The sequence below is a fragment of the Cellvibrio mixtus subsp. mixtus J3-8 genome, assembly GCF_000766945.1.
GTDB lineage: Bacteria > Pseudomonadota > Gammaproteobacteria > Pseudomonadales > Cellvibrionaceae > Cellvibrio > Cellvibrio mixtus_A.
This window is the reverse complement of sequence record NZ_KN266215.1, coordinates 2,222-23,779: the sequence shown is the minus strand read 5'-3', so window position 1 is coordinate 23,779 and position 21,558 is coordinate 2,222. Positions and strand designations below refer to the sequence as shown.

At 48.1% G+C, this 21,558-nt stretch carries 21 protein-coding genes; 2 read left to right on the top strand and 19 right to left on the bottom strand.

Features of this window, described 5'->3' with window-relative positions:
* Nucleotides 1-15 precede the first annotated feature (15 nt).
* The 14 genes from A596_RS20175 to A596_RS20110 form a co-directional block, all read right to left on the bottom strand.
* On the bottom strand, nt 16-801 hold the full coding sequence (locus A596_RS20175; protein ID WP_052417739.1) for an SDR family NAD(P)-dependent oxidoreductase: 786 nt from the start codon (nt 799-801) through the stop codon (nt 16-18).
* Nucleotides 802-873: 72 nt separating this feature from the next.
* Nucleotides 874-1,584: a FadR/GntR family transcriptional regulator gene (locus A596_RS20170; protein WP_039918263.1), complete on the bottom strand. Its 711-nt coding sequence runs from the start codon at nt 1,582-1,584 to the stop codon at nt 874-876.
* A gap of 221 nt (nt 1,585-1,805) precedes the next feature.
* Nucleotides 1,806-2,525: a phosphate signaling complex protein PhoU gene (gene phoU / locus A596_RS20165; protein WP_084128735.1), complete on the bottom strand. Its 720-nt coding sequence runs from the start codon at nt 2,523-2,525 to the stop codon at nt 1,806-1,808.
* Nucleotides 2,526-2,546: 21 nt separating this feature from the next.
* Nucleotides 2,547-3,338, bottom strand: coding sequence for a phosphate ABC transporter ATP-binding protein PstB (gene pstB, locus A596_RS20160; RefSeq protein WP_039918259.1), 792 nt, complete (start codon nt 3,336-3,338; stop codon nt 2,547-2,549).
* 88 nt (nt 3,339-3,426) lie between these two features.
* The gene (gene pstA, locus A596_RS20155) at nt 3,427-5,115 is read right to left on the bottom strand and encodes a phosphate ABC transporter permease PstA (RefSeq protein WP_039918257.1); all 1,689 of its coding nucleotides are present in this window, start codon (nt 5,113-5,115) and stop codon (nt 3,427-3,429) included.
* 29 nt (nt 5,116-5,144) lie between these two features.
* Nucleotides 5,145-7,436 carry an ABC transporter permease subunit gene (locus tag A596_RS20150; RefSeq protein ID WP_039918254.1) on the bottom strand — a complete coding sequence of 764 codons (2,292 nt, stop codon included), beginning with the start codon at nt 7,434-7,436 and terminating at the stop codon, nt 5,145-5,147.
* Between the two features lie 157 nt (nt 7,437-7,593).
* A complete protein-coding gene (locus tag A596_RS20145; RefSeq protein ID WP_039918251.1) occupies nt 7,594-8,565 on the bottom strand; it encodes a PstS family phosphate ABC transporter substrate-binding protein in 972 nt (323 codons plus the stop codon).
* Between the two features lie 198 nt (nt 8,566-8,763).
* Nucleotides 8,764-9,180, bottom strand: coding sequence for a ClpXP protease specificity-enhancing factor (locus A596_RS20140; protein WP_200882977.1), 417 nt, complete (start codon nt 9,178-9,180; stop codon nt 8,764-8,766).
* 107 nt (nt 9,181-9,287) lie between these two features.
* The gene (locus A596_RS20135; protein WP_039918249.1) at nt 9,288-11,522 is read right to left on the bottom strand and encodes a ubiquinol-cytochrome c reductase; all 2,235 of its coding nucleotides are present in this window, start codon (nt 11,520-11,522) and stop codon (nt 9,288-9,290) included.
* A 2-nt stretch (nt 11,523-11,524) separates the two neighbouring features.
* On the bottom strand, nt 11,525-12,124 hold the full coding sequence (petA, locus tag A596_RS20130) for a ubiquinol-cytochrome c reductase iron-sulfur subunit (protein WP_039918246.1): 600 nt from the start codon (nt 12,122-12,124) through the stop codon (nt 11,525-11,527).
* A gap of 286 nt (nt 12,125-12,410) precedes the next feature.
* Nucleotides 12,411-12,803, bottom strand: a complete 393-nt coding sequence (gene rpsI, locus A596_RS20125) for a 30S ribosomal protein S9 (protein WP_039918245.1) — start codon at nt 12,801-12,803, stop codon at nt 12,411-12,413.
* An 11-nt stretch (nt 12,804-12,814) separates the two neighbouring features.
* Nucleotides 12,815-13,243, bottom strand: coding sequence for a 50S ribosomal protein L13 (gene rplM, locus A596_RS20120; RefSeq protein ID WP_039918243.1), 429 nt, complete (start codon nt 13,241-13,243; stop codon nt 12,815-12,817).
* A gap of 107 nt (nt 13,244-13,350) precedes the next feature.
* Nucleotides 13,351-14,484 (bottom strand): cell division protein ZapE, encoded by a 1,134-nt coding sequence (zapE, locus tag A596_RS20115; protein WP_039918421.1) that lies wholly within the window; start codon nt 14,482-14,484, stop codon nt 13,351-13,353.
* A gap of 85 nt (nt 14,485-14,569) precedes the next feature.
* Nucleotides 14,570-15,229, bottom strand: a complete 660-nt coding sequence (locus A596_RS20110) for an alpha/beta hydrolase (RefSeq protein ID WP_039918241.1) — start codon at nt 15,227-15,229, stop codon at nt 14,570-14,572.
* 141 nt (nt 15,230-15,370) lie between these two features.
* Between A596_RS20110 and A596_RS20105 the strand changes: the two genes are divergently transcribed.
* Nucleotides 15,371-15,874: a Z-ring associated ZapG family protein gene (locus A596_RS20105; RefSeq protein WP_039918239.1), complete on the top strand. Its 504-nt coding sequence runs from the start codon at nt 15,371-15,373 to the stop codon at nt 15,872-15,874.
* A 114-nt stretch (nt 15,875-15,988) separates the two neighbouring features.
* Complete coding sequence (locus A596_RS20100; protein ID WP_039918238.1) at nt 15,989-17,116, top strand: trypsin-like peptidase domain-containing protein; 1,128 nt, start codon at nt 15,989-15,991, stop codon at nt 17,114-17,116.
* A gap of 78 nt (nt 17,117-17,194) precedes the next feature.
* On the opposite strand, the gene hisD is transcribed toward A596_RS20100, so the two are convergent.
* The 5 genes from hisD to A596_RS20075 all read right to left on the bottom strand — a co-directional run.
* Nucleotides 17,195-18,502 (bottom strand): histidinol dehydrogenase, encoded by a 1,308-nt coding sequence (hisD, locus tag A596_RS20095; protein ID WP_039918235.1) that lies wholly within the window; start codon nt 18,500-18,502, stop codon nt 17,195-17,197.
* Between the two features lie 149 nt (nt 18,503-18,651).
* Nucleotides 18,652-19,290: an ATP phosphoribosyltransferase gene (hisG, locus tag A596_RS20090; protein ID WP_039918233.1), complete on the bottom strand. Its 639-nt coding sequence runs from the start codon at nt 19,288-19,290 to the stop codon at nt 18,652-18,654.
* Nucleotides 19,291-19,292: 2 nt separating this feature from the next.
* Nucleotides 19,293-20,558 carry a UDP-N-acetylglucosamine 1-carboxyvinyltransferase gene (murA, locus tag A596_RS20085; RefSeq protein WP_039918230.1) on the bottom strand — a complete coding sequence of 422 codons (1,266 nt, stop codon included), beginning with the start codon at nt 20,556-20,558 and terminating at the stop codon, nt 19,293-19,295.
* A gap of 51 nt (nt 20,559-20,609) precedes the next feature.
* Nucleotides 20,610-20,864, bottom strand: coding sequence for a BolA family protein (locus A596_RS20080; protein ID WP_039918229.1), 255 nt, complete (start codon nt 20,862-20,864; stop codon nt 20,610-20,612).
* 186 nt (nt 20,865-21,050) lie between these two features.
* Nucleotides 21,051-21,558, bottom strand: a 508-nt coding sequence (locus A596_RS20075; protein WP_084128714.1) for a calcium-binding protein, incomplete at its 5' end; no start/stop codon positions are given.

The following is a 21,558-nucleotide window of genomic DNA, read 5'->3' as shown; positions in this document are numbered from 1 at the left end:
ATTACGCCATAATCATTAAATACGCCCTCCATCTACGATAAACTCTTGCGAGGTAATCATGGCGGCGTCGTCGGATGCCAAGAACAAGGCAAGCTTGGCAACATCATGTGCACCCAGACGTTTTTTCAGGCACACACGTTTCATCAACTCTGCTTCTTCTTCCGGTGAGAGCCATTTTTCCAATTGTTTGGGCGTTGCAACCCAGCCCGGCAAAATGGAATTCACCCGGATATTATCTATACCGTAATCCGTCGCCAGCGCTTTTGAAATTCCCAAAATCCCCGCTTTGGCAGTGATATAACTGGCAAGGTTGGGTGGGCCGAATTGCACGTTAATGGAGCTGATATTTACAATCGATCCGCCCCCCAATTTCGCCATCATAGGCTGTACGGTTTGCGCTGCAAAAAATGCCGGGTGCAAATTGATCGCCAAACCGCGATACCAATTTTCTTCGGTAATGCTACGCGTATCGTAACGTTGGTCATTAGCAGCGTTATTTACCAATACACTGATTTCACCGAGGCTTTCAGCAGCTTTGAGGATGCTTTGTTTAAGCGAGCTGATATCACTCACATCACACGCCGCAAACCAGGGGCGAATCCAGCCTTTTTGGGCAAGCTCATCGCATAATGCTTCGCCAGCCGGTACATCTATATCGACAAACGCCACCTTTGCGCCCTGGGAAGCAAATGCCTCGACCAGCGCCGCACCGATTCCCGTGGAACCGCCAGTAATAAACACGGCACGCCCTTCCAGACTGGGGTAGCGGGTATATCCTTGATGGCTTGAATAGCTTTGCATGTTGAATTCTCTCTGGTTACACGCGGTCATTACCGTTACTTAGCTTAGGCAGAAAACCCTTACCCTTGCAGTTTATTTCGGTTTTACCAGAGAGACATTAATTAACTGCATAACCTCTTGTAACAAGGTTTTTACCGCTTTACTGGCTGATTCCTGATCGCCAGCACAGATCGCATCGTAAATACGTTTATGGTCTTCGTAATCTGCGGTCAGTACACCTTTTAGCTGGTTGGTACTGGCGATACTTACACGCAGGGCGACCTGGATAAATTCACGCAACTGGAAGAAGAAGCGATTTTTGCTGGCAGCCAGGATTGCGCAATGGAACTCAATATCGGCCGAGAGCGGATCGTCTTGCCCTTCATCGGCTTTTTTCATACGCGCGAGCGCATCGCCAATGGCTTTAATTGCTGCTGCATCCTTATAGTTTTCGGCAGCCAATGCGGCAGCTTCCGGCTCAATCGCCATCCGCAATTGCGTGAATTCACGCAACAACTCCAATGACGGGCGCGCATTTAACGTCCAGCCCAATACATCGGCATCAAACATATTCCAGTGGGTACTGGGCATAACCCGGATACCCTGCCGTGGCCGTGAAGCAATCAGGCCCTTGGCCGTCAGCATTTTTACCGCTTCGCGGGTAACACTGCGACTGATGTTAAATTGCAGCGATAGCTCCGCCTCGGTAGGGAAGGATTTATCAATCGCATATTGACCTTGTACTATCGCCGCACCCAATTGATGGGTTAACTGGTGAGTTAGATTACGCCCTGTATCCAGCATATTTAATTAGCCTATTTATATTATATATTTATGCGCTCCCCGACAAGACTTATTCGCGTTGGATAAATCAATAAATCCCGTATTGGAGAGGGAAACGCTGTTGTGACCCCATAAAAACAAAACCCGCGCCTGAAATCAGGCGCGGGTTATTTAACAAGAGGATATAGCTTTAGTCACGCAAAATATGCATTGCAATAACCATAAAGGATTGATTCCTTCAGTTATTCCTTATTAGCGATGTTATCGGCAATCTCTTCAAGGTTGGAGTGGCGAACATCCTCGCCATTCACCAGATAAATGACATATTGGGCCAGGTTGCGCGCATGATCACCAATACGCTCCAACGCACGCAATGACCAGATGATATTAAGAACGCGCGTAATGCTGCGCGGATCTTCAATCATAAAAGTCACCAACTCGCGCATCGCGGTGCTGTATTCCATATCAACTTGTTTATCGGTTTGTACAACGGTCAGGGCAAGGTCCATATCCAGGCGAGCGAATGCATCCAGGGCGTCTTGCAACATACGCGATACATGGCCGCCGATATGGCGCACCTCAATATAACCACGCGGCGCATGGCCATCTTTATTCATCGCAATTGCCTGGCGGGCAATTTTGGACGCTTCATCACCGATGCGCTCCAAATCGGTAATTGCTTTTGTGACTGCAATGACCAAACGCAAATCGCTGGCAGCTGGCTGGCGACGGGCAAGAATACGTACGCATTCTTCGTCGATAGTCACTTCCATTGAATTGACTTTGGTATCGCCACGCACCACTTGTTCGGCGCGTTCAATATCGGCATCGATTAATGCCTGAATCGCATCGTTCACCTGACGCTGGGCCATGCCGCCCATTTCCGACAAATGCGTGCGGATGGTTTCCAGCTCAAGATTGTATTGTTGCGAGATATGATGAGTGTGACTCGTAATATCCATAACCATGATGCGCCCTCCGCATTAACCGTAACGGCCGGTGATGTAATCTTCAGTTTGTTTTTTGCTGGGATTGGTAAAGAGCGTGTCTGTTAGATCGTGCTCAATTAAATCCCCCATATACATAAACGCTGTGTAATCCGAAACGCGCGCTGCTTGCTGCATGTTGTGGGTAACAATAACGATTGTGTATTGGTGCTTCAATTCGTTAATCAGTTCTTCAATCTTCAATGTCGAAATTGGATCGAGTGCCGATGCAGGTTCGTCCAGCAAAATCACTTCCGGTTCAATTGCAATTGCACGTGCAATTACCAAACGTTGTTGCTGTCCACCTGACAATCCGAACGCATTGTCATGCAGGCGATCCTTCACTTCATCCCACAATGCTGCACCGCGCAATGATTTCTCTACGACTTCATCCAACACGCGTTTGGATTTCACACCTTGCAAGCGTAGACCATAGGCAACATTTTCGTAGATTGATTTTGGAAATGGATTCGGTTTTTGAAAAACCATCCCCACTTGACGACGCAATTCTGCAACATCAACCGATTTGTCATAAATATTGGAACCTTCCAATAAAATTTGACCTTCGATACGGCATGCATCAACCAAATCATTCATGCGATTGAAACAACGCAGCAACGTCGACTTACCGCAACCGGATGGACCAATAAACGCAGTCACTTTCTTTTCCGGGATTTTCATATTTACCGCGTTCAATGCGCGTTTCGGACCATAAAACAAGTCGAGGTTTTTCACTTCAAGCTTGATAGGTTCTGATTTAAAAGGTTCTACCAGTGCTGTTGGGCTCATAATCGGGGCCTGTGTAAGACTCGGTTAAATTTTGATTAACAATATATTTCAAAATAATGACAAATTTATTACAAAAACAACCTTGGTATTAATCCGAAGCACTACGATACTTTTCACGCAAATTGTTGCGGATTTTAATCGCAGAAATATTCAAGGCAATAATCAGTAATACCAATGTCAATGACGTTGCGTACACCAATGGTCGCGCCGCTTCGACGTTAGGGCTTTGGAAACCCACGTCATATATATGGAAACCCAAGTGCATAATTTTTTGATCCAGGTGCAGGTATGGATAGTTGCCATCCACCGGTAATGCCGGTGCCAGTTTCACAACACCCACCAACATCAATGGCGCCACTTCACCCGCTGCACGTGCGATCGCCAAAATTAATCCGGTCATCATCGCTGGCGTTGCCAGAGGCACTACAACTTTCCACAGGGTTTCTGCTTTGGTTGCACCCAATGCAAGGCTGCCCTGGCGAATAGTACTGGGAATACGCGATAAACCTTCTTCAGTAGAAACAATCACAATCGGTAACGTCAGGAGCGCGAGCGTTAAAGACGCCCAGAATAAACCCGGAGTACCAAATGTCGGCGAAGGTAATGATTCGGTGTAAAACAATTCATCGAGGTTGCCTCCGAGCGTATACACAAAAAATCCCAAACCAAATACGCCATAAACAATCGATGGAACACCCGCGAGGTTATACACAGAAATACGGATAATTTTCAGGAAGGTTCCCTGCTTGGCGTATTCGCGCAAATAAATAGCCGCGAGCACACCGAATGGCGTCACCATGATAGACATTACAATTACCATGGTAAGCGTGCCAAAAATTGCCGGGAAAATGCCACCCTCGGTATTTGCTTCGCGCGGTTCGTCAGTCATAAATTCCCAGAAGCGATCCAGGTATTGAACTGATTTGGCAAACACGCCCATTTCATTGGGGCGGGTAACACGGACGATATGATCGAATGCCACAACAACTTCTTTGCCGTCTGCAGTGCGTGCAATTAATTTGTCGCGTGTTGCCTGTGCAAGAATTTCATCGCGCTCTTTTTTAATAACATCGTACTCGGCTTCCAATGCTGCGCGACGCTCAGCGAGCTGTGCGTCTGCACTCGCCATTTGCGCACCGGTTATACCATCAAGCTCCAAACGACGGCGCTCCAGACGCAACTCATCCATTTGATTATTGATGCGGCCGATATCTACTTTTTCGATGCGGTGGATTTTATCGTGCAATTCAAGGGCGCGATGTAAACGCTGATCCAGTTGCTCCCAAAAATCAGATCCACTCAATTCACTGACGATATTGTCATGTTCTTTAATTGCTACCGGATAACCATAGAAGTTCCCCCACTCGCGACGCTCAATCGAAATTGCGTCCGCAGGATATTCCCATTTGCCCATTCCGGTATCGAGGAACCAGGCAAAGTCGCGACCATTGACATCGCGATTGCCCATCTTAAATAAATGACGGGTAATTAATTCCACATCCGCAGCAACGGTATAACCACCATCGCGCGCAACGGCAGCCGAAATAATTTCATCGCGCACTGCTTCGCCCATTACGATCTGGCTTTTGCCATCGCGATCTACAATCGTGGTTTGCAAAATATCGGCGGGCCAGAAATGACCGAAGCCGCGCACTGCAATTAACCCGAGCAAACCTAATACCATCAACATACAAATGGCAACGGCACCGCCGTTTAACCAGATCCAGGGAGAACCGCTGCTGAACCAGGAAGTTTTTCGTTTCAATAAATTTTTCATCACAGTCTTCCGAAAAAAGTCATCCGAAATTACAGATTGCTATAGCGCTGACGCAAGCGCTGACGAATTACTTCAGCCAGGGTATTCACCACGAAGGTCAACGCCAGCAACACCAATGCCGCGAGGAAGAGCACACGGAAATGCGTACTGCCTACTGCGGTTTCCGGTAATTCCACCGCGATATTTGCCGAGAGCGTGCGCATCCCTTCGAAGATATTAAAGTTAACAACCGGGCTATTACCGGTAGCCATAAGTACGATCATGGTTTCACCCACAGCACGACCAAAGCCCATCATCACTGCAGAAAAAATACCGGGACTCGCAGTTGGCAACACCACACCCACCATCGTTTGCCAGGGTGTTGCACCTAAAGCCAATGAACCTTGTGTGAGATGGCGCGGCACGCTGAATACCGCATCTTCTGCGATTGAAAAAATACTTGGGATAACCGCAAATCCCATGATGATGCCTACAACCAAGGCGTTGCGTTGATCGTAATTAACGCCATTGTCGGTAAACCATTGACGCATGCTGCCATCAAAAAACCAGACTTCCGCCAAGGGACTCAGCGCTACACACGCCCAGACTGTTGCAATGATTGGAAGTATGACGATAACCGCTTCCCAACCTTCTGGCATTTTGTTGCGGATATTTTCCGGGCATTTACTCCAGGCGAACCCGGTGACCAACATAATCACCGGCAACAAAATTAAAATACTGAAAATTGCCGGCAAATGGTTTTCCATAAACGGTGCAAGCCACAAACCGGCGAGGAAGCCGAGAATCACCGTCGGCAATGCTGCCATAATTTCAATAGTTGGTTTTACGATGCCGCGCAATTTGGGAGTCATAAAATAGGCGGTATAGATTGCACCCATTACTCCAAGCGGAACCGCAAATAAAATTGCAAAAAATGCTGCTTTTAACGTTCCCAATGACAGGGGGACAAAACTCATTTTGGCTTCGAAGTTGTCACTGCCCGATGATGCTTGCCAAATATATTCCGGCGCATCGCGACCTTCGTACCAGACTTTTTGCCAGAGTGAACTAAAAGACACTTCCGGATGTTTGTTCCACACATCCAGCAGTGACAGGTTTTTACTGTCGTCAATTAACAAGGCACGATTATTGATTGGTGAAATGGCAATTTTGTTAATCGATTTATCACTGACAGATTCAACCAACAACGTCCGCTGCGAAGTTCCAAAATAAATTCCGATATTTCCCTTGTCATCGCCCGCCCAAAAACCGCGACGTGCAAACTCCGGAGCAAAACCGGTAATCGCGCCATTGAGGGATTCGAAATCGCGCACATGGGTTACATGATATTCATTGTGCGGGTCACGCACTAAAAACCATTGGCTCACATGACCTTCGCTGGTACCTACAACCAACGAGCCAGTACCCACCAGGAATTGCATGGCAGTAATTTTTCCATTCGGAACAACCACCGCGTCTTTGCGTTCCGCCGCTGAAGGATTCACAATTTTGTACAAAATTATTTGCGATTTATCAGTCGCCACTACCAAATGCTGCGCACCTTCGTCGATTTGCATGTGCGTAGCAGTTACGCCTTGTGGCAAAGGCGGCAAGGTAAATACTTCTTGTTCAAGCATCACCGCACCGGTAATTAAATTGCTGCTACTGCTGAACACGCCTAGAAGTAAACGGTTATCGGCAGTTAATGCACCGATCAATGTACCGCTGGAAGTTTGCTGAATGGCCAACACTTTTAACGCACTGCCTTGCGCATCCAGTTGAATCGGTTGATCGCCTAATGGAAATGCCAGGCTGGGAGTAATTTGACGTTTATCGTTCGGATAACTGAGTTCATATTCGGTTTTTGCAACTGCAACCTGACCATTGCTGTAACCATAAGCCACTAAACCATGGTCGGCAGTGCTGGTGGCCATAACTGAAAATTCTGCCGTTTCAGGTTTTGGCATTTGCGCGGATAACAGGGTTTTACCATCATCGACGGTAAAAAAACTGACTGCCCCGCTACGCTTGAAATTACCGCCGATCTCTTCGTAACGTTCGAGCGTAAGAAATTCGGTTTTGTCCTCCGGCGCTTGATGTAACGCTTCGGGCGTGTAGGTTTTCACAATCTCTACAGATGCACCACGAAACAAAGGCGCGATTTCTGAAAACAGATAGAAAAATATCAACCCCAATGAAAAAACAACCGCCATGCCGGCGGTCATTACTCCGTAGCGGGATAGACCATCCTTAAATTTACGGAGGCGACGCAGACGATTACGCTGCTCGAGCGTCGGCATCAAACTGACGGGTTCTTTTACCAAGGGAATGGATTCGGACATGGTCTGCTCACCTGATTAAACTTCTGGCACAAGAATCCTAACAAGGGAAAATGACACTTTTGTTACAAACACCAATTTCATTGTCATTTTTCTGTAACACAATTCTTATGTGCAAAAAAAAGCCGCCGGAAGAGCGGCGGCCTTTGGAACGCCATTATTACTTTTGCAACACAGCGAGCGCTTTGCTGGTCATGGATTCTGGCAACGGGATGTAACCATCGCGCACTACAGTTTCCTGGCCTTGCTTGGAGAGAACCATTTTCAAGAACTCAAGTTGCAGAGCATCCAGCTTACGGTTCGGGTGTTTATTGATGTATACGTAGAGTACGCGCGCCAATGGGTAGGTACCGTCCAATGCGTGAGCAGCATCAGGAGTAATAAATGGCTGACCATCTTTTTTGGACAGTGGCAGAGCACGCACACCGGAAGTCACATAACCAATACCTGAATAACCAATACCGTTAATGGATTCGGATACACCTTGCACTACTGACGCAGAACCTGGTTGTTCATTAATGCTGGCTTTGAAGTCACCTTTACACAGGGCTTCATCTTTAAAGTAACCGTAGGTACCGGATACAGCGTTACGGCTGTAAATGGTGAAATCACGGTTCGCCCAGGCACCTTGCAGACCTACGTCACCCCAACGGGTAATGTCTTTTGCTTCGCCGCATTTACGGGTAGCAGAGAAAATCGCATCAACTTGCTGCAGGGACAAACCTTTGATCGGATTATCCTTATTCACATACACAGCCAGAACGTCGATCGCCACAGGTACCGCAGTTGGCTTGTAGCCGTGCTTGGCTTCAAATGCCTGGATTTCTTCTGACTTCATTTCACGGCTCATTGGGCCGAAGTTTGCAGTGCCTTCGATCAAGGCTGGTGGTGCTGTAGAAGAGCCAGCGCCCTGGATTTGAATATTTACATTGGGATACAACTTTTTGAAATCTTCTGCCCACAGGGTCATCAGATTGTTCAACGTATCGGAACCAATTGAGTTTACGTTTCCGGACACACCGGTTGTTACTTTGTATTCCGGCAGTTTGGAATCAACAGCAGCCTGCAGCGTAGCGGCGCAAACCATAGAGCTGGCCAACACCAACCCTTTAATAATTTTCTTAGCGTTCATAGAGCGCTCCGTTAGTCATTTCGTAAGTAGGTTTGAATGACAAGGCTTGCCTCGCCATTGGTAGTTACTCTAACCAGCGAATGTGACACTAATGTGACTGCACGGAGTTTTTGTCACAAATATGTCGCACAAGCGTCACAAACCTGCTCCAAAAACAACAACACCAGCCGAAGCTGGTGTTTGATAGGAAAAATTCTTTTATTTAACGACGCGCAAACCGGGCTTTTTAGGCGCATCACCAATTGACCTTACCGGTGATGGTGGTGTGGGCGGAGGAGGTGCTGGTGGCTGGGGATTTGCCTCAGGCTCAAACATCATTCCCTGGCCATTTTCACGGGCATATATTCCAAGAATTGCACCACAGGGAATATAAAGATTATTCACCACACCACTGAAACGGGCATTGAATGAAACGGCGGTGTTATCCATAAAAAAATCCTTCACCGCAGAAGGGGATATATTCAGGATTATCTGGCCATCTTTATTGACGTGTTGCTGCGGAACCTGGGTGTTTTGCACATGGGCATCTACCAGGATATGGGGGGTACAATTGTTATCCAGTATCCACTCATAAATAGCACGCAAAAAATAGGGACGGCTGGATGACATGGACATAGACAGTATTCCTTGAAAATAAACAACGCCGACAAGGTACAGGGATTTGGCAGGAGACTCAAATAAAAAGGGCGACTTGCGTCGCCCTTTTTGTGGTTCACCAATTATCAGTGAATATCTCGCCAGAACTCACGGTTCAGGAAGTAAACAAAGATAAACAGTATCACCAGGAAGCCCAATACATAGTAACCAATAGATTGGCGCTTAACAGCGATGGGTTCAGCTACATACTCGAGGAAATTAACCAGGTCATATACAGCTTCGTCAAATTCCGCCTGGGACAACGAACCTTTCACCTTGCCTTCTTTAAGCGCACCGCAATGCTCGTCAATTTCAACCTGGCCAACATCGTTACGCAATGCGCCGCCATGATGGTTCAGTTTTGGACCAGCACCACACTCCAGCAAACCTTGCGGGCCAATCAACACGTGCGGCATCCCCACGTTAGGGAATACACGGTTGTTAACCCCCCAGGGGCGGGTTTCATCTTTATAGAAGTTACGCAGGTAGGTATACAACCACTCAGGTGAACGCGCACGAGCCACCAATGTAAGGTCCGGCGGAACCACACCAAACCAGACTTTCGCCTGTTGTGGTTTCATTGCAATTTCCATCAATTGACCGATGCGTTGATCGCCGAAAATCAGGTTTTGCTCCATGACATCATGGGGAATTCCCAAATCGTCAGCCACACGCTCATAACGGGAGTATTTTGCTGAGTGGCACCCCATACAATAGTTCACAAAGTATTTGGCACCACGCTGCAGGGACTCTTTGTCATTCATGTCTGTTTCAATATGATCGCAAGGAATAGCGCCGCAATTGAACGAGCCTTCCGACGCTACCGCCTTGATAGGCACTACCGCAAGAATCACAAACAATGCAAAACCGGCAGCTACCAGAATACCCGGCAAACCTTTAGCCTGGGTGCGGGTCGGCTCGGGCAGATCCTTATCGCGCGCAGCCAAAATTGGCAACACTGCAAAGATGATCGCTAACAGGAAGCACAAACCCAGCAACAATCCGGGAACATCACCACCAATATAATCGAAGCCCATCCACGCAAAAATCACCGCAAACGCACCTGACAATACCCATGAAACTTTAGATTTGGCTTTCTCGGGGCTGGTAGTAGTCCATACCGGCATTGTTACAAAGTACGCAAAATAGAAAGCAGTTGCGATTTGCGACAACAGAGTTCTACCTTCCGTAGGTGCTTTAACACCGAGGTAACCCAGGATTACAAACATCGAGGCAAAGGCAATCAATGCGATACGCGGAATATGGCCGCGATAACGCATGGATTTAACTTTACTGCGATCCAGCCACGGCAACACGAACAGGATTGCAATCGCTGCGGCCATCGCAATGAAGCCCAGGAACTTGGCGGTCAATACCATCGGGCCAAGTTCGATTTGCATAGTTACCGCACGCAACACCGCGTAGAACGGGGTGAAATACCAAACCGGTGCAATATGGGTTGGAGTTTTCAGATTGTTAGCTTCTTCGAAGTTAGCGTATTCCAGGAAGAAACCGCCCATTTCCGGCATGAAGAACATAATGAAACAGAACGCAAACAGGAAAACAGTGACACCAACCAAATCATGCACAGTATAGAAAGGATGGAACGGAACGCCGTCACGCGGAATGCCATTTTCATCTTTGTTCTTTTTGATCTCGACACCGTCAGGGTTGTTAGAGCCCACTTCGTGCAGAGCAAGGATATGCATCACCACCAGTGCCAGCAATACGATTGGAAGAGCCACAACGTGAAGCGCAAAGAAGCGGTTCAGGGTAATACCGGAAATCAGGTAATCGCCGCGAATCCATTGCACCAGATCTTCACCAATGCCGGGAATAGCGCCAAACAGCGACACAATTACCTGCGCGCCCCAGTAAGACATTTGTCCCCAAGGCAATACATAGCCCATGAAAGCTTCGGCCATCAGCACCAGATAAATAGTCATCCCGAAGATCCAGACCAACTCACGTGGCGCCTTGTATGAGCCGTACATCATGCCGCGGAACATATGCAGATAAACAACAATGAAGAATGCCGACGCGCCAGTGGAGTGCATATAACGCAGCAACCAGCCAAAATCCACGTCACGCATAATATATTCAACAGAAGCGAATGCACCTTCTGCCGAAGGGTTGTAGCTCATGGTCAACCAGATACCAGTAACCAGTTGGTTTACCAATACCAGCAGCGAAAGCACACCAAAGAAATACCAGAAGTTAAAATTCTTGGGTGCGTAGTATTTACCCATATGGGTATCCCAGGCACGTTGTACCGGAAGACGCTTGTCAACCCACTGCCACAATCCAACTAACCAATTCATCTTTAAGCCCCTTGATCTTCGCCAATCACAACTACAGCATCACTCTCATAACGATGAGGAGGAACTTCCAGGTTTAATGGAGCAGGAACGCCGATGTAAACGCGCCCCGCCAAATCGTACTTCGACCCATGACATGGACAGAAGAAACCGCCTTGCCATTTTTCACCACCCAAATCGGCTGCGTGAACATCGGGGCGATACATAGGTGCACATCCCAGGTGGGTACAAACTCCCAACAGGATTGCAAATTCTTTATTGATAGCACGCTCAGGATTTTTTGCGTATTCAGGTTGCTGGGGTTCGTCAGAGTTTGCGTCCAGCAACACTCCCAACTCTTCCACTTTTTTCAGGCTATCCAATGCCGCCTGGGTACGACGCACAACAAACACCGGTTTACCGCGCCACTCAACGGTGACCATAGCGCCAGGCTCTACCTTGCTGAGATTATATTTAACGGGAGCACCGGCAGCTTTCGCCTTGGCACTCGGGTTCCAGGAACCCACAAAAGGAACTGCAGCACCAACCACACCAACCGCACCCACTGCACAAGTGGCTCCGATCAATACACGACGGCGCGTTTTATTTACAGCGTCATTACTCATGACGAATTTCTCCCCTAACAGCTAACGGCTAGCAAATCGCCTAAATCGCGCTGCGACTTTGCAAAAACTCTGATACCAAGTCCGACGACAAAGGATTTATTGGGTGACTCAAGAAAAGGCGGGCAATCTTAATGAATTCACACACGGCTTACAAGAATAACCACACACAATCAGTGGGTTATAGACCCGCAATTTTAGACGTAAAAAAACGCCCAAGCCAGAAAAGACTTGGGCGTTTTTTTGATGATCATCAAGCAGCAACCATAAAAGCCACTGCATGAAATCATTAACGCTTGGAGAATTGCGGCTTTTTACGTGCTTTACGCAAGCCAACTTTCTTACGCTCAACCTCACGGGAATCGCGGGTAACGTAACCGGCTTTACGCAATTCGCTACGCAGGTTGTCATCGTACTCCATCAGGGCGCGAGTCAAACCGTGGCGAATAGCACCAGCTTGACCGAAACTACCGCCACCAGAGACAGTAACATTCACATCAAACTTTTCTACCAGACCAACCAGTTCGAGCGGTTGACGAACAACCATGCGCGCCACTGGACGACCAAAGTATTCGTCCAGAGGACGATCATTTACAACGATATTGCCAGTACCAGCAGTGATGAATACACGTGCGGTAGAGGTCTTGCGACGGCCTGTGCCGTAAAATTGTGCTGCAGACATATCGGCTCCCCTTAGATGCTCAGTTCTTTCGGTTGCTGAGCAGCATGTGGATGCTCATTACCCGCATAAACTTTCAATTTTCTGAACATTGCACGACCCAGTGGGCCTTTCGGCAACATGCCTTTAACAGCGATCTGGATGGTGCGCTCTGGAGCCTTCTCGATCAATTTATCGAAGGTAATGGATTTAATACCACCAACGAAGTTGGTGTGATGGTAATAAACCTTGTCAGTAGCTTTACGGCCAGTCACACGCACTTGAGCAGCATTGATAACAACGATGTAATCACCGGTATCAACGTGTGGAGTGAATTCTGGCTTGTGCTTGCCACGCAAACGCGAAGCAATTTCCGCAGATAAACGGCCGAGGGTTTTTCCCGCCGCATCCACGATGAACCAGTCATGTACGACAGATTCAGGTTTGGCAATATAGGTCTTCATGTTATTCCTGCCTAAATTGGATGTGGAACTAAATGTTAAATACCCCTGAAAACAGGGAGGCGGCATACTACACACCCAGGGAGTATTTTTCAACCACAATATAAGCTCTATTCCGGTCTATGAGGACGGGAAAGGTATTCATGGCTTTGCATTTCCAGTAAACGGCTGATTGTACGCTGGAATTCGAAGTCCAGTTTACCCGTGGAATAGAGTTCGGCCAGCGGGCGCTCCGCAGAAATAATCAGCTTTACCTGGCGGTCATAGAATTCATCAACAAGATTCACAAAGCGTCGCGCCTGGTCGTCTTTTTCACGCCCGAGGCCGGGGACATTACTGAGGATAACGGCGTGATATTCACGCGCGAGTTCGATGTAATCGTTTTGTGAACGCGGCCCATCGCACAACTCAACGAAATCAAACCAGATAATCCCTTCACTAACGCAGCGGGACAAAATCATCCGCCCTTCTACCTCTATCTCCTGCTGTTCGCGAATCTCTGCGCCGGCAGGCACCAGGCTTTTAAAGCTGCACATCAAACTTTCATCAGCTGCCGCATCCAGCGGGTGGTGATATAACTCCGCCTGCTCCAGAGCACGCAGACGATAATCAACCCCGCCATCCACATTCACCACAAGGGTATGCTTGTTAAGCAAATCGATTGCTGGCAAAAAGCGGGCGCGTTGTAATCCATCCTTATAAAGGCCATCAGGAACAATATTGGAGGTTGCAACCAACGTAACACCGCGCGCGAAAAGCTCTTCCATCAAAGTGCCAAGAATCATGGCATCAGTGATATCCGATACAAAAAACTCATCAAAACAAATCACCCGCGCTTCAGCGGCGATAGTGTCGGCAACCAGTTTGAGCGGATTTTTTTTTCCGTCCAGTTTTTTGAGTTCCGCATGGACACGACGCATAAAACGATGGAAGTGGGCGCGTAGCTTTTGCTCGAAAGGCAAGCTCTCGTAAAAATTATCCATCAGGTAGGTTTTGCCGCGCCCCACCCCACCCCAAAAATACAAGCCGCGCACCAACTCGCGCGATGAATCGCCAGTAAATCGTTTGAAAAAATTACCCAGCAGGCTTTGTTGTTGTTCGGCTTTCCATGCAGAAACCAATTGCTCATATAGATGCTGCAAATGATTCACTGCAGCTTCCTGGGCTGGATCATGGCGGAAATCGGGGCGTTGCAAATCGCGCTGATAGCGTGCAAGAGGGGAATTGGTATCGGGAATGGTCATGGGATTAGCGACTGGCATTAACATCAAATAACAAAATATTGCATCACGCCACCACTTTAGCGGCTGCAACCAAGAATAACCACGCTTATTGCAATTGTCGTTGCAGGATTTGGGTTAAGTCAGTTTTTAATGCAGTTAAATATCCATGAAAAAAGTGCCCCGCCCCGGGATACCGCAACAATTCAACATCACCCCGTAAAGTAGCCACCCAGTCATAAACTCCCCGGGCAATCACACGCTCATCCTGATCCCCCTGCACAACACACGCTTTGCAGGGAAACTGATTATCCCGCGCATACGGATAACGCTCTACCGGAGGGGCGACCAATGAAAGGTGCTGCACACCGGAAACCTCATAACTCACCTGGGCGGCAATGGAAGAACCAAATGAAAACCCGGCCAATAGCAAACCGGCTTCCGGCAAATTTTGTTGGGCCCAGGCGACTATCGCACGAAGATCATCCAGCTCACCGATAGCGTTATCAAAAACACCCTCGCTCTTGCCCACACCACGAAAATTAAAACGCAACACATGAATCCCCACGTCGCGATAAGTACGCATCAAGGTTGTGACAACTTTATTATCCATAGTACCGCCGTGAACCGGGTGGGGATGGCACAGGATTACCAACCGCGGCCTATGTGCCAAACCTCCAAGTTCATCCCCCTGATGTAAAGCTGCCTGCAATTGCCCTGACGGACCTGAAATCATTAACAATTCTTCTTTTGCAAAAGGAAAATGCATGAATTACCCCAAATTTCATTACTCTGCCGGAAAGGCAATAATTTTTGCCCATTTTAATGAGAAAATGGACTTATAATAGGTCTATCAATGTTTAAGGTCGTATATACGCTTTAAACACGCTTGTCGATGAGGAGATCCCCCGTGTATTCATTCAGTGCGCTATTTATAACCGGTTTACTGTGCTTGTTAGCGGGCGGGGCCATTGGCGCCGCTATATTGTATATTTTTCGCGCGCAAATTCTGGGGCGAGATCTGGAGCAGCGTTTGCACGAGGCTGAAAGCTCACTACAAGCCTATCAGCGCGATGTTGCTGAGCACTTCACCCAAACGTCGCAATTGGTAAATAACCTTACCCAAGCCTATCGTGAAGTACACGAGCATTTGGCCAATGGCGCATTGAAACTGGCAACCCCGGCGATTAGCCGGCAGATTATCGACTCAGCCAACACCAATTTAAGTGGTGATACCAAAGCATACATTAATGAACAACGCATTGAGCCGCCGCGCGACTGGGCCCCAAAAGCACCGGGAGCAAAAGGGACATTAAGCGAAGACTACGACCTGCGTGAAGATCAAAACCATAGCCGCATGCCAATGGAATCTGCGGATGATTTCGACTTTGATGGAAAAGCAAACCGTTACTAAAATTTCCTGAAGTGGTTAACCACTTTCGCGTACAGGATGTCGAATATAGTTGTTAAACCCCGCGCCCTGCGGGGTTTTTGTTGGCCAAAAAATAAAACGACGGGGACAAACCTAATGTTTTTACAACGCTTGCTAAGTTTTATCGGCTGGCCGGTTATTGCAGGCGTGATTATCGCGTTACTTGTATTGTTTTTATTTCCGCAATTACGCAGTGCACCCGCACCAGCAACTCATGCACCGGCCAACGTAAATACTGGCGTTGTGTCTTACGCTGATGCAGTAAATCGTGCAGCTCCTGCCGTAGTTAATATTTATACACAAAAACGCGTCGTACAACGTTACCAAAATTTTTATAACAATCCGTTTTTTCGCCAGCTTTACAATAATTCCAATACACCGCAGCAGGAACGTATGGAAAAAACCCTTGGCTCGGGTGTTATTGTGGATAGCGAAGGTTTCATTCTTACTAACAACCATGTGATTAACGGCGCTGATCGTATCTCGGTCTTATTGTACGACGGACGCTACACCGCCGCCGAATTGGTAGGCATTGATAAAGCTAATGACCTCGCCGTATTGCGTATTAAATTAGATAACATCACTGCCATTAACATTGGCAACTCCGACAATATTCGCGTAGGCGATGTGGTGCTCGCGATTGGCAATCCATTTGGTGTCGGACAAAGTGTGAGCCAGGGCATTGTGAGCGCTACAGGTCGTTGGAACCTTGGCATCAACAGCGCTGAAAATTTTATCCAGACAGATGCAGCGATTAACCCCGGCAATTCAGGTGGTGCGTTGATCGATGCCTATGGCAACTTAATTGGCATCAACACAGCAATGCTGGATGAAACGGGTGCATCTTTTGGTATCAGTTTCGCAGTGCCGGTTGATAAAGCCCTGAACTCGCTGAAACAAATTATTGAATTTGGTACGGTAAGGCGAGGATGGTTAGGACTAGGGGTTAGCTACCTCAATCGCGAACAGGCAGAACAACTCGGCAGTAATGGTGTGCTAATCAATGAAATTGAAAAAGATAGTCCGGCCGCTAAAGCGGGCTTTCAACTGAATGATGTCATCACCCATATCGATAATATCCCGATTGGTATTGCACCCGGCAAATTCGAAATCCATGCGCTGTCAAATATCCAGCCTAACGCTGAAGTCGTGTTCAAGGTTATTCGCGATGGAAAATCATTGGAAATTAAAGCAATCGCTGCATTTCCCCCAACAAAAACCTGATTCAGTTTTCTCATCACAAGAATAAAAAAACGGGTGCATATGCACCCGTTTTTTTCTGGCATTACGTTAAAAATTATTTCAGTCAATAATCCGGTATTCCGCCGAACGCGCATGCGCTTCCAGTTGTTCGCCACGCGCTAACACTGACGCGGTTTTAGATAGTGTTGATGCTCCTGCAGGTGAACACATAATAATTGAACTGCGTTTCTGGAAATCGTAAACACCTAATGGCGAAGAAAAACGTGCAGTACCTGACGTTGGCAGCACGTGATTAGGCCCTGCACAATAATCACCTAATGCTTCCGGTGTATGGCGCCCCATAAAAATGGCACCGGCGTGGCGAATTTTCGGCAACAATGCTTCAGGATCAGCAACGGATAATTCCAGATGCTCCGGCGCAATGCGATTGCTGATTTCAACAGCCTGTTGCATATCAGCAACCTGGATTAATGCACCGCGATTTTTTAATGACACACTGGCGATTTCATTGCGTGCCAATGTTGGCAATAATTTTTTGATGGATGCTTCAACGTTATTTAAAAATTCCGCATCCGGGCTCAACAAAATTGCTTGTGCCTGTTCATCGTGTTCTGCCTGGCTAAACAAATCCATCGCAATCCAGTCGGGATGAGTGAGGCCGTCACATACCACTAAAATTTCCGACGGGCCGGCGATCATATCAATCGCCACCTGCCCGAATACCGCACGCTTTGCAGTAGCGACATAAATATTTCCAGGGCCAACAATCTTATCAACTTTGGTAATTGTTTCAGTACCAAATGCCAGGGCAGCAACGGCTTGCGCACCGCCAATCGTAATAACGCGATCTACACCGGCGACGGCTGCAGCAGCCAGTACTATCGGGCTGATTTCACCATCCGGTGCCGGCACCACCATTGTCAATTCATCAACACCGGCAACTTTCGCTGGAATTGCATTCATCAACACTGAAGATGGATAAGACGCTTTACCACCGGGAACGTAAAGCCCCACTCGCTCCATCGCCGAAATTTGTTGGCCCAGCACAGTGCCATCCGCTTCTGTGTAGCGCCATGAATTTTGCAGCTGATGCTTGTGGTAACTACGAATACGCTCGGCAGCAATTTCCAATGCGATGCGCTGCTCGGATGTAATTTGGTTTAATGCCGCGTGCAGTTGCGCCGGTGGGACAACCAGATCCTGAATTGTTTGCGCCGTGCGGCGATCAAATTTATTGGTGTATTCCAATACCGCTGCATCACCGCGATTTTTTACTTGATGCAGAATGTCATCGACAACACCGGCAACGCGGGTATCGCTTACTGATTCCCAAGCTAATAACTGGTCCAGGCGCTGGTTAAAATCACCCTGGCTCGCATCCAATCGTGTGATAACGGATTCAGACATAAAAAACTCATTGCGATGACAATAAAAAATTAATCGACAGGAAACGTATGATGCTCACCGGCGCTTGCAATTGCTCATTAACTAATTTAATTGCCCCAATAGAGAGTCAATTAAATCCATAGCAATGCAATCGCCGGTTAGCGAAGAATTTATTCGGCAGACTGTATTGCACCGGCGACACAATCAATAATCGCCTGGATTTGTACGTGTTTCATTTTCATCGAGGCTTTATTCACGATCAAACGTGAACTGATATCCGCAATAAATTCGCGCGGTTCCAAACCATTTGCACGCAAGGTATTGCCGGTATCAACAATATCGACAATCTCATCGGCCAGATTCATAATCGGGGCCAATTCCATTGCACCATAAAGTTTGATCACATCGATCTGGCGGCCTTGCGCAGCGTAATACTGCTTGGCGATATTGACATACTTGGTCGCCACACGGATGCGACCCGGCGGTGTAGTTTGGCCTTTCACACCCGCTGTCATTAATTTGCAGCGCGCGATATTTAAATCAAGCGGTTCATACAAACCGTCAGCACCGTTTTCCATCAAAGTATCTTTGCCAGAAATTCCCATATCAGCCGCACCAAATTGCACGTAGGTGGGAACATCAGCACCGCGCAACAATAAGAAACGCACATTAGGCTGGGTGGTTTCAAAAACCAGCTTGCGGCTTTTTTCCATATCTTCGAGCGGGCGAATATCCGCTGCCGCCAACAACGGCAAGGTTTCATCCAGGATGCGCCCTTTGGTCAGGGCGATGGTCAGCGTCTGGCTCATGCTCAGGAACCTTTTACACGGCGCACGCTCGCGCCGAGACTTTGGAATTTTTCTTCGATGGCTTCGTAACCACGATCAATGTGGTAAATACGGTCGATCAGGGTTTCACCATCAGCCACCAGACCGGCAATCACCAGGCTCGCCGAAGCGCGCAAGTCCGACGCCATTACCGGCGCTGCTTTTAAACGCTCAACACCTTTTACAATCGCGGTATTGTGTTCAAGTTCGATGTGCGCGCCCATGCGGTTTAATTCCGCAACCTGCACCAACCGATTTTCAAAAATTGTTTCGGTAATATGGCTCACACCTTCGGCAACCGCATTCATCGCCATAAATTGCGATTGCATATCGGTCGGGAACGCCGGATAGGGCGCGGTGCGCAGGCTTACCGCTTTCGGGCGTCGGCCGTGCATATCCAGTGTGATCCAGTCTGCACCGCTGGCAATATCAGCACCCGCTTCCTGCAATTTCAAAATCACCGCTTCCAGAATGTCGACACTGGTGTTTGTCAACTTGACCTTGCCACGTGTTGCCGCTGCGGCGACAAGGTAAGTGCCGGTTTCGATCCGGTCCGGCATAACGGCATAATCACACCCCTGAAGCGACTCAACGCCGGTAATCGTTAGGGTTGCTGTGCCGATACCATCAATTGTTGCGCCCATTGCCACCAGCATATTGGCAAGGTCGACAATCTCCGGTTCGCATGCAGCGTTTTCCAGCACCGTGACGCCCTCCGCCAACACTGCCGCCATCAGCAAATTCTCGGTGCCGCCAACAGTGACGATATCCATCAGGAAATGGCAACCTTTCAAACGGCCATTGGAGCGCGCACGAATATAACCGCCATCAATTTCAATAGTGGCACCCATGGCTTCCAGGCCGCGCAGGTGGATATCCACCGGACGCGAACCAATCGCACAACCACCGGGAAAGGACACATTGGCTTCACCATAACGAGCCAATAGCGGGCCCAGTACGAGAATGGACGCGCGCATGGTCTTCACCAGATCATAAGGCGCGGTGTAAGAGTTGATGGTATTCGGGTCCACAATCACCACGTGATCCCCCTGGATCTCAATGATCAACCCCAGGGTTTTCAACAAAGTGACCATAGTGGTCATATCTTTTAAATGCGGAACATTGCTCAAACGCACTTTGGATTGGGCGAGAATCGTCGCCGCCAGCAGCGGTAGGCCCGCATTTTTAGAACCGGAAATACGAATTTCACCGGATAGAGGGCCACCGCCTGTAATCAAAAACTTATCCATTACCAACCTGAAAACATAAAAAATAGAAAGAAAATTGCCTGAAATAGCAAGTTATTGCTGCTGTTGTTGCTGTTGCCACTGCTCAGGGGTAAAGGATTTGATGTAATCCACGGCATGGATACTGCGATCAGCAAATTGTTGGCTCAGGGTAGACAGCACCAATTGCTGCTTCTTGACCGGGGTTAGACCTGCGAATGCCGGGCTGACAATCACCAGACCAATGTGATCGCCCTGCACTTCTACAGATTTAACATCGCAATCGGGGATTTGGCTCTCAATAAGCGCTTTGATTTGTTCGGCTTGCATAGTTCTACTCGGAAGGATTTGGCCTGGATTGCAATGCGGATACATTGCAATTTTTAAAATAAGGCGCGAAGTTTACCGGAACTACCGGCAACTCGCATCCCAAAAACCGGTTTTGCACAAAAACAAAGCCCTGGCTGTTAGACCGGGGCTTTGGACAAACTCAATAAACGCTCAGAAATAGAAAGATCAGTTTGATTGCCAGGTTGTCGCCAGCACCGGGGTCAATTGATCCTTCATTTCCTGGGTAACGACAGATCCAACTCCAACCGGTGGTGCAAACGCAGCCATTGCATTGACGAGTTGATTGACCTGGCTATTCAGTAACACCGCCGAATCCACTTCGATTTTGTCGAGTTGATAGGAAGCACCTGAATACCAATTGCTTACATTAACCTTGTCGGTGGTACCGACGCGGCTAATGACCAGGTCACTGCCTGAACGGCTGAACCACAAATCTTCGATAGTGGCGTTATTGAAATGTGCCACATCGATACTTGCGGTGTTGGTGTCGTAGTTATTGATGGTGTCTTGGCCGAAGGCGCTATTGAAGATGTAAGTATCGCTACCGGCACCCCCCGTCAACGAGTCATTGCCAGCGCCGCCATCCAGCAAATCATTGCCATCACCGCCGCTGAGCGTGTCATTACCAGCTTCACCATACAACGCATCATTTCCACCATCAGTATTAATAACG

Excerpts from the sequence above, each read along its gene's own strand:
- A596_RS20175 (WP_052417739.1), bottom strand. The coding sequence starts at position 801 with ATGCAAAGCTATTCAAGCCATCAAGGATATACCCGCTACCCCAGTCTG.
- A596_RS20170 (WP_039918263.1), bottom strand. The coding sequence starts at position 1,584 with ATGCTGGATACAGGGCGTAATCTAACTCACCAGTTAACCCATCAATTG.
- phoU (WP_084128735.1), bottom strand. The coding sequence starts at position 2,525 with ATGGATATTACGAGTCACACTCATCATATCTCGCAACAATACAATCTT.
- pstB (WP_039918259.1), bottom strand. The coding sequence starts at position 3,338 with ATGAGCCCAACAGCACTGGTAGAACCTTTTAAATCAGAACCTATCAAG.
- pstA (WP_039918257.1), bottom strand. The coding sequence starts at position 5,115 with ATGAAAAATTTATTGAAACGAAAAACTTCCTGGTTCAGCAGCGGTTCT.
- A596_RS20150 (WP_039918254.1), bottom strand. The coding sequence starts at position 7,436 with ATGTCCGAATCCATTCCCTTGGTAAAAGAACCCGTCAGTTTGATGCCG.
- A596_RS20145 (WP_039918251.1), bottom strand. The coding sequence starts at position 8,565 with ATGAACGCTAAGAAAATTATTAAAGGGTTGGTGTTGGCCAGCTCTATG.
- A596_RS20140 (WP_200882977.1), bottom strand. The coding sequence starts at position 9,180 with ATGTCCATGTCATCCAGCCGTCCCTATTTTTTGCGTGCTATTTATGAG.
- A596_RS20135 (WP_039918249.1), bottom strand. The coding sequence starts at position 11,522 with ATGAATTGGTTAGTTGGATTGTGGCAGTGGGTTGACAAGCGTCTTCCG.
- petA (WP_039918246.1), bottom strand. The coding sequence starts at position 12,124 with ATGAGTAATGACGCTGTAAATAAAACGCGCCGTCGTGTATTGATCGGA.
- rpsI (WP_039918245.1), bottom strand. The coding sequence starts at position 12,803 with ATGTCTGCAGCACAATTTTACGGCACAGGCCGTCGCAAGACCTCTACC.
- rplM (WP_039918243.1), bottom strand. The coding sequence starts at position 13,243 with ATGAAGACCTATATTGCCAAACCTGAATCTGTCGTACATGACTGGTTC.
- zapE (WP_039918421.1), bottom strand. The coding sequence starts at position 14,484 with ATGACCATTCCCGATACCAATTCCCCTCTTGCACGCTATCAGCGCGAT.
- A596_RS20110 (WP_039918241.1), bottom strand. The coding sequence starts at position 15,229 with ATGCATTTTCCTTTTGCAAAAGAAGAATTGTTAATGATTTCAGGTCCG.
- A596_RS20100 (WP_039918238.1), top strand. The coding sequence starts at position 15,989 with ATGTTTTTACAACGCTTGCTAAGTTTTATCGGCTGGCCGGTTATTGCA.
- hisD (WP_039918235.1), bottom strand. The coding sequence starts at position 18,502 with ATGTCTGAATCCGTTATCACACGATTGGATGCGAGCCAGGGTGATTTT.
- hisG (WP_039918233.1), bottom strand. The coding sequence starts at position 19,290 with ATGAGCCAGACGCTGACCATCGCCCTGACCAAAGGGCGCATCCTGGAT.
- murA (WP_039918230.1), bottom strand. The coding sequence starts at position 20,558 with ATGGATAAGTTTTTGATTACAGGCGGTGGCCCTCTATCCGGTGAAATT.
- A596_RS20080 (WP_039918229.1), bottom strand. The coding sequence starts at position 20,864 with ATGCAAGCCGAACAAATCAAAGCGCTTATTGAGAGCCAAATCCCCGAT.